This window comes from Streptosporangium sp. NPDC000239, assembly GCF_040300765.1.
Taxonomy (GTDB): Bacteria; Actinomycetota; Actinomycetes; order Streptosporangiales; family Streptosporangiaceae; genus Streptosporangium.
In genome coordinates, this window is sequence record NZ_JBEPEI010000019.1 from 111,031 (window position 1) to 125,049 (window position 14,019).

A 14,019-nucleotide genomic window follows, 5' to 3' on the forward strand; every position below is an offset into this window, starting at 1 on the left:
GTCGGATTCTGAGGCGTTCAGGAGTCCAGGCTCTTGCGCAGCGCGGCCACGAAGTCGTCGATCTGGCCGGAGGTCCTGAAGGGCGGAACGGTGATCCGGAAGCGCTCCGCGCCCCTGGGCACGGAGGGGAAGTTGATCGGGGTGACGTAGACGTCGTGTTCCTCGAAGAGCACGCGCGCCACCCGCCTGACACGTTCGGCGCCGGGCACCAGCACCGGGACCAGGTGGCTGTCCGCGTCGAGGAAGCCGATCCCGGCGGCGCGCAGCGCCTGTTTCAGGTGACGCACGTTGTCGGCCAGCGCGCGCCTGAGGGCGTCGCCGTCCTGGATGAGTTCCAGGCTTCTGAGCGTGGCGTCCAGGCTGGAGTGGGGCAGCGAGGTGGTGAAGATGAACCCGGGCGCGTGGGAGCGGACGTAGTCCAGCGCCGCGTCGGGACCCGCCACGTATCCGCCCACCGTCCCGAAGGCCTTGCTGAAGACGCCCTGCACGAAGGTCGGCCTGTTCTCCCCGGCCTCCTCGCACACTCCGGCGCCCGTCGGGCCCCTGGTGCCCACGGCGTGCGTCTCGTCCACGAAGGTCAGCGCGTTGTACTTCTCCGCGAGGTCGCAGATGGCGCGCACCGGGGTGACGTCGCCGTCCATCGAGTAGACGGTCTCGAACACGATCAGCTTGGGACGGTCGTGGTCGTACTGGGCGAGCGCCCTCTCCAGCTCGTCGAGGTCGTTGTGCGGGAAGATGTGTTTCGCGCATCCCGTACGGAGGATTCCCTCGATGAGGGAACGGTGGTTCTTGGCGTCGGAGAAGACGACGATGCCGGGGAGCGCGGAGATGACGGTGCTCAGCGTCTCGAAGTTGGCGATGTAGCCGCTGGAGAAGACCAGCGCGCGTTCCTTGCCGTGCCAGGCCGCGAGTCTGGTCTCCAGTTCGACGTGGGCCGCGCTGGTGCCCGCGATGTTGCGTGATCCGCCGCTGCCCGTGCCGTGTTCCACGGTCGAGTCGAGTTGCGCCCGGATGACCTCGGGGTGCTGGCTGAGTCCGAGGTAGTCGTTGCTGCACCAGACCTGGACCCGGCCCGCACCGTCTGTGCCGTGTACCGCGTGGCCGCGTTCGGCGGCCAGATGGGAGAAGGGGACGAAACTGCGATAAAGCCCGTCCTTTTTAAGTTCTTCGATTTTCTTGGGAAATATCCCCAGCAGCGTGTTCGTGTGCTCCGTCAACGTCCGCATGATGATTCAACCCCGGTTTCTGGAGGAGTCGGCCCAACCTTCGGCCTGTGGCGACGGCGCCCGTGAGACGGACACGGCGATCCGGCGGCCCCGGCCCCAGGGGCACGCGCCACGGAAAACGAAACGGGTCAGCCGCCACGGCGGCCCCCGGCCTCTCAGCTCTCGGTACAGGTCCGACAGGTGGTGGGCGCGCCACCAGGCTCCGTGCGGGACGTCGCCGCCCCGCGTGCGCCGGAAAGATCAGCTCTCGTTCTTGCCATCGATCTCGTCGCCCCTATCGCGAGAGTGGCCACGGAAGTGCTGTCCCGCACAGACCCTAATCAGGGATATGTGCGCTATTTCCTATATTACCTACACAGACAGTAGGGATGTTGGGAATTCCTGTCAAGCCGGGGTTTATCAGCGTTTGAAGGAAATCAGCCGTGTTTTCCGGCCGTCACCTGGGGGGTTCCGGACGGCGGCGAACCAGCTCGACGACCGCCGCGATGTCGCGGTCCGCCCAGCCGTTCTCCGCGGCCTCCTCGTAACGTCGCTCGACCAGCCGGGCGACGGGCAGTTCGAGGCCGAGGGACTCCCCGAGCTCGACGGCCAGCCGTACGTCCTTGGCGCCGAGCGGGGTGGTGAACCAGCCCTTGTGGTCACCGTCGAGGACGTCGTCGAGCCGGTTGTGCAGGGCGGGGGCCACGGTCGGCCAGCGGCTCAGGAAGTCGCGAAGCCTCTCCTGGTCGAGCCCGGCCGCCTGACCGGTCGCGACCACCTCACCGAGCACGGCGAGCCCGGCCATGAGCAGGTAGTTGCTGAGCAGCTTGAACGTCAGCGCGCCGCCAGGGTCCTCCCCGCAGTAGTGCTGGACCGCGAACAGGTCGCACCAGACGGGGTCGAGGTCGCGGGCGTACTCCCGATCGCCGCCGATCAGCACCGTGGCCTGTCCCTCGACCACCGCCTGCGGCGCCCCGATGACCGGCGCGGCCACGAAACGGCGGCCGGGCGCGATGTCCCGCAGCTCACGGGAGGTCGAAGGGGAGACGGTGCTCGTGTCGGCGATGACCGTCGCCTCGTCCGGCCCCAGGGAGACGAGCCGTCCCATCACGTCGCGGCTGGCCCGGTCGTCGGCGAGGGACAGCAGCACGGCCTCGGCGTCCAGCGCGGCGTCCAGCGGCGAGTGGACCTCGGTCGCGCCCGCGTCGACCACCTCGGCGGCCCTGCCCGGCGTACGGTTCCAGACCCGCACCGTGTGACCGCGGGCGAGCAGTCGCTGGGCCATCGCCCTGCCCATCCGACCCATCCCGAGCACCGCTACCCGCATTGCCTTCCCCTCCGTCGTCCCCGTTCCCGCCTACCGGAGGGCTTCCCTGATCCACGGAAGCGCAACCGGACGGGCCGTCAGCGTCCGGTCAGCGTCCCGTCAACGCCGTCACCGACGCTCCTCCCATGATCTCCTCCTCCCGCCGGTGGGGCACACTGGCCGTCGCCTGTCTCGCCGTACTGCTCCTCAGCATCGATCTGACCGTGCTCCACCTGGCCGCGCCGAAGCTGACGCGGGACATGCGCCCCTCCGCCACCCAGTTCCTGTGGATCGTCGACGTGTACGGCTTCGCCCTGGCCGGGCTCCTGGTCACGATGGGCAACCTCGGCGACCGGATCGGGCGCAGGAGGCTGCTGCTGGCCGGGCTCGTCGCCTTCGCCTGCGCCTCCGCGCTGACGGCCTACGCCCCGACGCCGGAGCTGCTGATCGCCGCCAGGGCGCTGCTCGGCGTCGCGGGCGCGACCGTCATGCCCTCGACCCTGTCGATCATCCGCAACGTCTTCACCTCCCCCCGCGAGCGGGCCACCGCGGTCGGCGTCTGGAGCAGCGTCTCGGCGCTCGGCTTCGCCCTCGGCCCGGTGATCGGGGGCCTGCTGCTCGACCACTTCTGGTGGGGGTCGGTCTTCCTGGTCAACGTCCCGGTCGCCGCGCTGATCGTCGTCGCCGGCGCCCTCGTGCTCCCCGAGTCGCGCAACCCGAACCCGGGGCGGATCGACCCGGTCAGCGTCCCGCTGTCGATCGTCGGGGTGGTCGCGGTCATCTACGCGGTGAAGAACGCCGCCCACGACGGGGTGACCGCGCCCGGCGTCCTGGTCGCGGCGGTGGTCGGCGTGGTGGTTCTCGCCCTGTTCGTCCGGCGTCAGCGGCGGCTGGCCGAACCCCTCATCGACGTGCGGCTCTTCCACCACCGCGCCTTCTCCGGCGCGGTCGGGGCCAACGTCGTGTGCATCTTCTCCATGCTGGCCGCCTCACTGGCCTTCGCGCAGTACTTCCAGCTCGTCCTGGGGTGGTCGCCGCTGGTCTCGGGGCTGGCGAGCCTGCCCGGCGGACTCGGCGCGGCGGTCGGCGGCGCCCTGGCGACCCCGCTGGTCGGCCTGCTCGGCAGGGCCCGGGTCGTGGCCCTCGGGCTGGCCCTCGGCGCGACGGCGTTCGTGCTGTACAGCCGGTTCGGGACGGACACCGGCTACCCGTACATGCTGCTCGCCATGGTCCTCGCGGGGTTCGGCAACGGGTTCGCCTTCGCCGTCACCGGTGACACCATCCTGGCCTCCGTCCCCAGGGAACGGGCCGGGGCTGCCTCGGCCATCGCGGAGACCGGTCAGGAGATGGGCGGCGCGCTGGGCATCGCCGTACTGGGAAGTGTGCTGAACGGCGCCTACCGCGACGGCCTGCGGCTGCCCGCCGGGGTGCCGGACCGGGTGGCCGGGCAGATCGGGGAGTCACTCGGCGGGGCGCTGCAGGTCGCGGCCGGCCTGCCCGCCCAGGTCGCGGAGGCCGTCGGGCGGGCCGCGAGGCTGGCCTTCCTCGACGGCATGCGGACCACGCTGGTGACGGGGGCCGCGCTGCTGGCCGTACTGGCGGTGGCCGTGCTGTTCACGCTGCGCGGTGTTCCCAAGGAGATCCCGGAGGTGGTCCTCGACGACGCGGGCCGCGCGCAGGACGACGAGCCCGCGCGGATCGGCTGACCCGCGCCGGGAAACCCTCGCGCGTTCGGGAAAAGGGACAGCCCCTAATTGTCGTGTTCAGCTCGCCCGATCGGGCACCTCGAAAGGGCGCGGGCCATTCCGTCCGACCGCCGGGGGGCCGGGACGGCGCCTCGGGGCTGGAAACGATTTCCCCCTCCCCGCCCCCACCCCCGGAAAACGGAAATACAACGCAAGGAGAACGGAAACCCCGCTTCAGGGAAATATCAGATCACCAGCAAATAGCGCAGACCAGCGCAAACCTCAGGCCGCGAACCTCTCCAGAGAGGTTCCGGCACCCCCCGTACGGCCTCGGCACCCGGCCGCAAAGGAGGGGTTTCGGACAGCACATATCTATGATTATGTATTATTTATAACTTAATAACCATAAGTGCCGATTACCATTGCGCTTTACCTTCCCAATGGATCACGGTCAGTCTAATATTTGGACCTATGTCATGGCGTGCATCAGATTTCCCAGATGAGGAAGCCTGGCCTCCCGGTCGTGGCGGCGCTTCCACCGGAGACGAATCTGAGCACGAGTCCGACTGGCACCCCGAGAGCCTGCCGACGTTCAACTGGCGCCGTGCCGTACTGTTCGGAACCCTCTCCGTGGTCGTCGCGGGCGCGGGCGTCTGGCTGATCAGGGCCAACTCCGCGACCCCGCAGACCCTCGTGGCCGACCCCTCGCCGCAGACGTCGAGCGCGGGCTGGGGAGCGGCGTCGCGGAGCCCCTCGGACACCGACGCCGGCAAGCCCGCCCCCTCCACCTCGGTCTACGTCGACCGGAGCGGCGCCGGGGACGGCGCCTCCGCCACCGCGCCACCGGGCAAGACCGCCATCGGGACGACCGCGAAGCCCGAGGAGTCCCCCCAGCTCACCGTCCGGCAGGCCTACCGCATCCACGGCTCGTACCAGAAGAACCTGTCGGCGGTTCAGACCCGGATGGACTCGGCGGCCATGGGCAAGCTCGAAGGCGGACTGGCGGTCGAGATGACCCGGGCCAGCTTCAAGACCGCCAAGATGCAGGGCGAAACGGTCGCCTCGGGCACCTGGCCGAACCCGCAGGTGTGGGTGCCCCGGCACGTCGAGGGCTCCCCCGACTGGTTCGTCGCGGTCGCCCACGAGACCGGCATCGCCCGGGTCGTCGACCTGATGAGCTCGACCCCGGCGGGCTGGCGCCTGGTCGCCTCGGGACTCGACACCCGCGCGATCCTGCCCGCCTTCCCCAAGATCGCCACGGACGCCGAAGGCTACGCCACGAGCCTTCCTGAGAACGCCACCGGCCTGGTCGCGACCCCGCGCCAGATCGCCGAGGAGCACCTGGAGAGCCTGGAGAGCGCCAAGCCCGACCAGAGATTCGAGGACGGGCCGTGGACCAGCGAGACCGTGAAGTTCTGGCAGCAGGAACGCGCCCAGCTTGAGGACGCCGGATGGATCCTCAGCCTGACCTACCGTCAGGAGGGCCCGATCCGGGCGCTGCGAACCGGGGACGGGGGCGCCCTGGTCTGGTACTCGGCGCGCTCAACCGACACCCGCATGGCCGAGCGCGCGGGGGCGAAGGTCACCCTGAAGGGTTCCGCCGCAGTCCGCACGCGCAACAAGGCGTTCACCCACTCGGCGAGCGCCACCTATGGACGGATGTACGTGACATATGTACCCCCCGCCGGCTCCACCGACCCCGTCCGTGTACTGGGCGAGTGGAGTGAGGTCCTGGAGAGCCACGGCGACTGACGTCCCACCGGGAGAAGAGGAACGCCCATATGACACCTTCACGTAAGCCCTCACGTGCGACGGTGATCACCGCGAGCATCGCGATCGGCGTGTTCGGTGCCGGCGCCGGGCTGGGAACCGTCATCGCCGCCCGTTCCCAGCCCCCCGCCGAGCAGTCCGTACGGCTGGCCGCGGGGACCTATCACCTGGACGAACTCGCCCAGGCGTGGAAGGCGGGCGAGGCCCCGTCGCTGTCCGGCTCCGACGCGGGCAGCACGATCAGCAAGAAGGGTCCCCTCGGCACGGCCCTGGCCGGTGCGAAGGTCTGCCTGACCGCGACCGCCGACGGGCACGCCGTCTCAGGAAGCGCGGGAGGCTGCATCGGCCTGCCCGTGCTGGCCAGTGCCACGGCCCCGCTCCAGCGTCCCAGCAACCCCAAGTCCGGGACGGCCAAGGACACCAAGGACGCCAAGGACACAGCGCCGAAGGCCGCGCCGCAGCCGACGGTCAAGCCCGTCAAGAACGACGCCCCCCCGAAGAGCAACACGGGCGGCGGGGGCGGAGGCGGTGGAGGCGGCGGCACCACGCAGAAGGCACCCGTCTCCGCCCCGGTCCAGCCCCCGAAGACGAACACCAAGGCCGACCCGCCCCCACCCCCGCCGACGAAGAAGGTCAGCGGGGGCATCTCGGACAACGGCAGTGTGATCGACAAGCCCGCGACCCTCGCGGAGAAGCCGAAGCTCGGCATCGGCGCGGACGCGCCGAAGGTCGCCGACCGTGACGAGAAGCCGCAGCCGGACTCTCCCAAGCCGCCCAAGGCCGCCAAGCCGACCGGCGCCCTCAAGCCCGCCCTGCCCAACGGCACGGCCAAGCCGGTCACGCCGCCCAAGACAACCGCCAAGCAGAAGCCCCAGAACCCGGTCAACCAGCCCCAGGACGCCGCTCCCAAGTCCTCGGACGCCGCTCCCAAGACTTCGGACGCCGCTCCGAAGTCCTCGGGCAAACACCACCCGGACGCGCAGTCGGCGCCCGAGACGACCGAGACGACCGACGAGAACGGGGAGGCGTTCACCCCCGAGCAGGAGCCCGACCAGACCGTGCTCCAGCCCGCCCCCATGGGAGCGGGAGTAGAGACGCTGCCGGTCTTCAAGGACCCCGAGTTGCTCAAGCGGGCCCAGGAGGCCCTGGGGCTCGACAAGAACATGCGCTACACCGACGAGAACGGCGTGTGGGACCTCAACATCGCCCCGCCGGGAACCCCGCCGTGCCGTGACTACACCGAGGACGAGCTGCGCGAGCTCGGCGCCGACCAGGACGGCGCGGTCATCCCCCGCGACTCCTGCCGGTGGCCCGCCTTCGTCCGCTGGCTCTACGCCGAGCCCGCGCCCGGCGAGGTCAGCAACTGGACCAAGTTCACCGGCCTGCCCGAGCGGAACCTGGAGTTCGTGGTGACGGACCAGGCCCCCGCCCAGTCTCCCCAGGCCCCCGCGCAGCCCGAGCAGCAGCAGCCGGACCAGAACGACCAGTACGACCCCTACGGCCAGGACGACCAGCCCGGTCAGCAGGGCCAGCCCGACCAGCAGAACCAGCAGGGCCAGAACGGCGAGTACGGCCAGCAGCCCCCGGCCCAGCCCGACAAGCACGACCAGTCCGGCGGCCTCGTACCCGCCCAGCCGCAGCCCGACCAGCAGACGAGCCACTCCAAGCAGCAGCGGCGGGAGACCCCGTCCGACGCGGGGCCGTACGAGACCCGTCGCTACATCAAGAACGGCCCCGGCCAGGTCGAGCCGGACCAGGACGGGCCCACCGGACCATGAGCACCTCCACCGGCGTCGGGCGTGTCACGCCCGGCGCCGGCGGCGAGGGGGCGGCGTGGGTGAGCGAACACGGCGCGCACCTGCTGGACTACGCCGCCTCCCACCTCGCCTCAGGCCGGGCGTTACCCGCGGTCGCCTCCGTGCTGACCGCGTGCCTGGCCGAGCCGTCCCCGCCGGAGGGGGTCGGCGTCAGAGGACGGCTGTTCTCCGCCCTGCGGCGTGACTGCCTGGCGTCCCCCGACCACCGGGAGATCTACGTCCCCGACACGGGGCCCGGCATGCCGGACGAGGAGGTCACCGAGCGCGTCTGGTCGCTCGTCGAACCGCTGGGCACCGAGACGCTCAGGCTGATGTACCGCCACGGACTCACCACCGAGGACCTCGCGCACGTCCTGGCCATGCCGGTCGAGGAGGTCACCAGGCTCGCCACCCGCACCCAGGACCTGCTGGAGATCCTGGCCAGCGGGCTCGACGCCCTCGCCAACCACCGCCGCACCTGCCCCGAGCTGGGCCCCCTCGTCGAGCGGATCTTCCCCGAGGAGGAGTGGACGGCCGCCGACATCGACGCGGAGGCACGGGGGGACCTGATCTCCCACATGCTGAAGTGCCCGGTGTGCGCGCGGCCGATCAACATCCGTTACACGGTCCCGCAGATGGTCTCCCATCCGCGCATCCGCTCGCTTCCCCCGCAGGTCCGGCGTCAGCTCCTGGACGCCCTGCCCGAGCCGCCGCCGTCCCCGCCGAAGCCCCCGGCCAGGCGTTCCCCGGGCATCACCGGAGCGGGACCGCTCGCCGCGCCCACGGCCGTCGCGGAAACCGGTACCGAACCCGCCGCCGGGCCCCCCGCCGCCGTGGACCCCCGGACGCGTCCCGCCAGGCAGGACCGCTCCACGATGCCCTACCGGACCGTCCGTCCCGAGGGCGTGAGCCGTACCGGGCCGAAGCAGAGCCCTGACCGCCGGGATCGTCCGGCGCCCGAGACCGAAACCGACCGGCGCAGCCGCCGGGACCGCTCCATGCCGTACGGCCCGGCCTCGGGAGACCGCTCCCCCACGTCCTCCAGGTCTCCCAAGTCCTCCGAGACCCCGAGGTCCCCCGAGCAGCACAGGGACCGTCCCACGCTGCCGTCCCTGCCCGTGCTGTCCACCCCGGGGCCCCCGGTGCCCTCGGGGCCGCCACTCGCGCCGCCCGTCCCCGGGCAGAACACCCCGCTCTACGACGCCCTGTTCACCCAGGCATGGGCGCGGAACACCGCCGAACGCGAGACGGACGCCTCGGCCACCATGCCGTCCCTGCCCGCCGTCGCCAAGTCCTCCCAGAAGTCCCCCCAGAAGCCCGCGACGGGACGCGAGCCGGACGATACGGAGGGGTATCCCCTCGGGGTCCGCGTCCTGGAGGCGCTCGCCCCCCTCGGGACGTGGCTCAGGAACACCACCGTCAAGGTCGTGATCGTCGTCGTCGCGGGCGCGACGGGCACCCTGCTGGGGATGAACCTCCTGGCGCCCGTGATGGGGTCGCGGGACACGGTGACCTCCCTGCGGACGACCACGCAGAGCCAGACACCCGACCGGCCGACGGCCTCGCCCCAGCTGACGTTCCCCGGGGCCGAGTCGTCCGGGTCCGCCTCGGGAGAGCCGGGAGGGTCGGGGGAACTCGCCAAGCGGGTGCGCGTCCCTCCCCTGGTGACGCTCGACGAGTTCGGTCAGGGGAACATCCTCCTCACCGTGACGGGCTCCCCCCTGCGGTGGCGCGTCACGGCCCCCGGCCTGACGGTGCGCCCGTCGAGCGGCACCACACGGCCGGGCCGCCCCGACGTGATCGCCCTGCGCGCCCACCGCATCCGCCACTGGTGCGGCACGCCCTTCACCGCGACGACCTCCCTGACCGTCCACGGACCCGACGACTCGATCACCACCACGGTGCGCTGGCAGACCTGCTGACCTCCCGCGCTGCCCTCTGTGAAAGGACCCTGGCCATGACGGAGACGTCCCCCCAGATCCAGGCTTCGCCGCCCCCGCAGGGCGAACCGTTCCAGGAGACGGTCCCCCTCACCGCCGAACACCTGCTCATCAACCGACGTCCCGAACCGACCGGCGGCTGGCGCCGCCTGGTGTGGCAGGTCTCCGGCGGGAGGATCACCCCCGCCGAGTCGAGCGCCGAACTGGAACGCCGCACGCTGATCGCCCAGGCCCAGACCCCGGTGGCCAGCGGCCACCACCGGATCGCGGTGATGAGTCTCAAGGGCGGGGTCGGCAAGACCACCACGACCGTCGCCCTCGGCAACACCCTGGCCTCCCTGCGGGGCGACCGGGTGATCGCCATCGACGCCAACCCCGACCGGGGCACCCTCGGGCTGAAGGTCAAGTCGGAGACCGCGGCGACCATCCGCACCATGCTCGCCGAGGCCCCGCACATCATGCGTTACGCCGACGCGCGCGCCTTCACCTCCCAGTCGCCCGCCCGGCTTGAGGTCCTCGCCTCAGACAGCGACCCGGCGGTGAGCGAGGCGTTCGACGCCGACGACTACCGGACGGTCGCCGGGCTCATCGAGCGTTACTACTCCATCTGCATCACCGACTGCGGGACGGGGCTGCTGCACGGCGCCATGGGGGCGACGCTGGAGCTGGCCGACCAGATCGTGCTGGTCAGCCTCGTCGCCGTCGACGGCGCCAACTCGGCCGCCGCGACGCTGGACTGGCTGACCGCCCACGGCCACTCCGACCTGGTCAGGAACGCCATCGTCGTGCTCAACGCCGTCGAGCCCAAGTCCGACGTGGACGTCAGCCTGCTGGAACGGCACTTCGCCGCCCGCTGCCGCTCGGTGATCCGCGTGCCGTACGACCCGCATCTCAAGGAGGGCGCCGAGGTCGACCTCGTACGGCTGCGCCCGACCACCAGGGGCGCCTACCTGCGTCTGGCCGCCGCGGCGGGCCAGGCGTTCGGCCAGCGCCAGGACCGGAGCCGCTAGTGGCCAAGAACGGCGACCTGGACTGGGACCTCGGCCCGCCACGCAACAACCGCAGGATGCTCCTCGTCGTCGTCTCCATGGTCGGGGCCATCCTGCTGGCGGCCGTGATGTGGCGCGTCGTGGGAGGCGGCCAGGAACCCCAGGTGGTCTCGACGGTCTCCACCGCCGAGGACGGAGGCGGGGGCGTCGTGCTCGCGCAGCCGTCCGGCTACGAGAGCGAGGCGGGTTATCCCGTCGGGTTCCCGCACACGGACCTGGGGGCGGCCTCGGCCGCCGCCGCCGCGCTTGAGGGGGCCTGGACGCTGGACGTCGCCCAGGCCGAGCACGCCGCCGTCCTGTACGCCCCGCCGGAGCAGCGGGACACGGCCCTGGCCGGGGCGCGGGCGGCGGTCGCCGGATGGCGGCAGACCCTCGGCCTGCCCAGGACCGGACCGCTGCCCGAGGACGCCGCGATGCGAACCAGGACGATCGGCGTCCAGTGGCGTTCCCGCTCGAAGGACCTGGTCCAGGTCTCCGTCCTGGTCCAGGTGACCGCGACCAAGGGCGTCGGGGACACCGACCCCACCTATTCGAGTCCGTACGCCATGAACCTGCTCATGAGCTGGAACCCCACCATGCGTGGCCCGAGCCAGGGTGACTGGGTCAACATCCCCGACCCGGTCACGACCACGGTGCCCCAGGTCGCCCTGCCCGGCAGTCCCGAGTTCACCGCCGCGGGCTGGAAGCCCATCGCCGGTTCCGACCCCACCCCCTAGATCGAGGAGGACCGCCCATGCCCCGACGCATCCCGTCCCGGCGCGTCACCCTGATGTCAGGCCTGCTGCTCGCCGGGGTCTCCGCGACGGCGGGAGCGGTCGCCGCCCACCCGTGGAGCGCCCTGGCCGAACCCACGAGTGAGACCTCGACCACCTCCCAGACGGCTCCCGAGACCGAGTCGGACACCTCCGCGCTCTCCGATTCGGAGGGCTCGTCGATCTCCAAGGACTCCGGGGGGTCCGGGGACGCTGAGGGGTCCGGGGACTCCGGAAGCTCCGGGGATTCCAAGGGTTCCGGAGGTTCCGGGAGCTCCGGGGGGTCCAAGGACTCCGGGGGGTCTGGGAGCTCTGGGGATTCCAAGGACTCTGCGGGCTCCAAGAGCTCTGAAGGTTCCAAGGGTTCCGGCGGCTCCGGGGGCTCGGAGGAGGCCGGGGAGGTGGCGCCCGCCGAGGGGTCCGACCCCGACGTTCCGGAATCCGACCAGCCGGCCGATCACTCCGACGGCGGTTCCACCGGCGACTCCGATGGCGGTTCCGACGGCGACTCCGGTGGCGGTTCCGACGGCGACTCCGGTGGTGGCTCTGCTGGCGACTCCGACGGTGGCTCCGCGAAGAAGCCCGCCAAGAAGTCCGCCGGGAAGTCCACCAAAGTCTCCGAAACCGGCAAGGGGACCTCCTCGTCGAAGCCGCTCGCGCGCCCCAAGGCGGCACACAAGGAGCCCTCCTCCGACACGGACGCCCCCACGACGCAGGAGACCCCCGCTGTCACGGCGCTGAAGGCGCCCGCCGGGAAGACGAGTGACATCGATTCGCTCTCGATCGACGATCCGGCGTCCCCGGTCCCCGCTCCCACCCCGGGTCTCGGCAAGCCCGGCAAGGGTGAGGTTCCGCAGGTGGCCACGACGCCGCCCGCCCCGGCCACGGCGCAGAAGCCGGGCGACGACCTGACCGCCTCCCCGAAGCCGCCGAAGAACTCCACCGGCGAGAAGCCCACGGCGAAGAAGCCCGGCGCGAAACACGACGAGAAGAAGGACCAGGGAAAGAACGACACCACCAAGAAGGCCGGTGACAAGAAGGGCGGTGCGAAGGCCGGCGCGAAGAAGAGCGGCGGTGAGAAGGCCCACGAGAAGGCCCGGAGGAAGACGCGGCAGAAGGCGAAGACCGGCACGAACCCCGAGTCGACGACCAAGAGCCCCTCGGTCTCCGTCGCCTCCCCACCCGAACCGGTCCCGCCGACCCCGACCCCGGTTCCGACCTCGGTTCCGGCTCTGGCCCCGACCGCCGTACCCACGGCCACTCCCGCTGTGCCGGCCACAGTGCCGACCGCGATACCCGCCACAGTGCCGACCGCGATACCCGCCACCGTGCCGTCCGAGGTGCCCACCGTGACACCGACCGCGGCACCCGCCACAGCACCGTCCGAAGTGCCCGCCTCCGGACCCACTGCCGAATCCACCACTGCGCCCGCCGCTGTGCCCTTCCCCTCGTCCCCCTTCTCCGTGGTCGTCGTCCCGTTGCCGCCGTTGCGGCACTCCATCGGTTCCGGGGTCTGCGGCGCCGACCAGCTCGCCGCGTGCTGGAGCCTCGGGCCGTGGCACAGCCGTACCTCCGAGTTCCCCACCGCGGCGGCGAACACGCCGTGGTCGGCGGCCGTGACCTCCCGGTGGGCCTTCGGGCCACCCGCCGGGCGTGAGGGCCGTCCCGCGAACCCGTCCGGGACCTGGTCGCCGAAGGCACCGGGTTGCTGGAGCTTCAGTCCTTCCGCGCTCTGCGCCAGACCACAGGAGCGGCGATCCTGATGTCCAGGTCGAACCTACGATTAGCCGTGCTCAGCCTGGTGGCCGCGCTGGCGGTGAGCACCCTCACCGTCGCGCAGGGCCAGGTGCTGTCCGGTGCCGACTGCTCCCCCTCGGAGAACGCCGAGGCCCTCGGCTGGGGCGCGCCCGCCTGGTGCGCCGAGTTCGACGACTACCTCGACGAGGACGAGTGGGTCGTCTACGACTCCCCGGGACACGCGGGCAACGGCCGCCGCTCCCCGGACCAGCTCTTCCTCGGTGACGGCGCCCTCTACCTGTACGGCCGCGCCGACGGCACGACCGCCGGGCTGGCCGCCCGCCACGTCCAGACCTACGGTCGCTGGGAGACGCGCATCCGGCTGTACCCGGGGGCCGGGTCCTACCACCCGGTCGCCCTGCTGTGGCCGCAGGAGGGCGGCGGGAACGTGCGCAGTTCCACCGGGGAGGAGATCGACTTCCTTGAGGTCATCAACGACCCGCAGCGGCAGCGCCCCAACTTCTTCCTGCACACGCCACAGGGCCAGGAGCAGGCGCACGCCCAGGTGGACATGACCGACTGGCACACCTACGCCGTGGAGAACACCTCGGAGGGGGTCGTCGGCTACCTCGACGGTCAGGAGTGGTTCCGCTCGCCGAACGCGGCCCGCAGCCCCATGTCGGTCTGCCTGCAACTGGACTGGTTCCCCGGCCAGGGCGACCAGGGCGAAGCCTGGATGGAGGTCGACTGGCTACGCGTCTACCCCCTGGAGTCCTGAT

10 protein-coding genes are annotated in these 14,019 nt (G+C 71.3%); 8 read left to right on the forward strand and 2 right to left on the reverse strand.

Annotated features, from left to right (window positions below):
• Nucleotides 1–17: 17 nt before the first annotated feature.
• Together hemA and ABT340_RS34225 are read right to left on the reverse strand one after the other, a co-directional pair.
• Nucleotides 18–1,217 (reverse strand): 5-aminolevulinate synthase, encoded by a 1,200-nt coding sequence (hemA, locus tag ABT340_RS34220; RefSeq protein WP_352015035.1) that lies wholly within the window; start codon nt 1,215–1,217, stop codon nt 18–20.
• 445 nt (nt 1,218–1,662) lie between these two features.
• Nucleotides 1,663–2,532 (reverse strand): NAD(P)-dependent oxidoreductase, encoded by an 870-nt coding sequence (locus ABT340_RS34225; protein WP_352015036.1) that lies wholly within the window; start codon nt 2,530–2,532, stop codon nt 1,663–1,665.
• A 125-nt stretch (nt 2,533–2,657) separates the two neighbouring features.
• Between ABT340_RS34225 and ABT340_RS34230 the strand changes: the two genes are divergently transcribed.
• From ABT340_RS34230 to ABT340_RS34265, 8 genes are all read left to right on the forward strand, one after another.
• Nucleotides 2,658–4,217, forward strand: a complete 1,560-nt coding sequence (locus tag ABT340_RS34230) for an MFS transporter (protein WP_352015037.1) — start codon at nt 2,658–2,660, stop codon at nt 4,215–4,217.
• 450 nt (nt 4,218–4,667) lie between these two features.
• Complete coding sequence (locus tag ABT340_RS34235) at nt 4,668–5,948, forward strand: DUF8094 domain-containing protein (RefSeq protein WP_352015038.1); 1,281 nt, start codon at nt 4,668–4,670, stop codon at nt 5,946–5,948.
• Between the two features lie 29 nt (nt 5,949–5,977).
• The gene (locus ABT340_RS34240; RefSeq protein ID WP_352015039.1) at nt 5,978–7,744 is read left to right on the forward strand and encodes a hypothetical protein; all 1,767 of its coding nucleotides are present in this window, start codon (nt 5,978–5,980) and stop codon (nt 7,742–7,744) included.
• Entirely contained in the window at nt 7,741–9,684 is a 1,944-nt protein-coding gene (locus tag ABT340_RS34245) for a hypothetical protein (RefSeq protein WP_352015040.1), read from the forward strand. Before ABT340_RS34240 ends, ABT340_RS34245 begins: the two co-directional genes overlap by 4 nt.
• A 35-nt stretch (nt 9,685–9,719) precedes the next feature.
• On the forward strand, nt 9,720–10,712 hold the full coding sequence (locus ABT340_RS34250; RefSeq protein WP_352015041.1) for a MinD/ParA family ATP-binding protein: 993 nt from the start codon (nt 9,720–9,722) through the stop codon (nt 10,710–10,712).
• Complete coding sequence (locus tag ABT340_RS34255; protein ID WP_352015042.1) at nt 10,712–11,467, forward strand: hypothetical protein; 756 nt, start codon at nt 10,712–10,714, stop codon at nt 11,465–11,467. Before ABT340_RS34250 ends, ABT340_RS34255 begins: the two co-directional genes overlap by 1 nt.
• 17 nt (nt 11,468–11,484) lie before the next feature.
• Entirely contained in the window at nt 11,485–13,266 is a 1,782-nt protein-coding gene (locus ABT340_RS34260; RefSeq protein ID WP_352015043.1) for a hypothetical protein, read from the forward strand.
• A complete protein-coding gene (locus ABT340_RS34265) occupies nt 13,266–14,018 on the forward strand; it encodes a glycoside hydrolase family 16 protein (RefSeq protein ID WP_352015044.1) in 753 nt (250 codons plus the stop codon). Before ABT340_RS34260 ends, ABT340_RS34265 begins: the two co-directional genes overlap by 1 nt.
• Nucleotide 14,019: the final 1 nt, after the last annotated feature.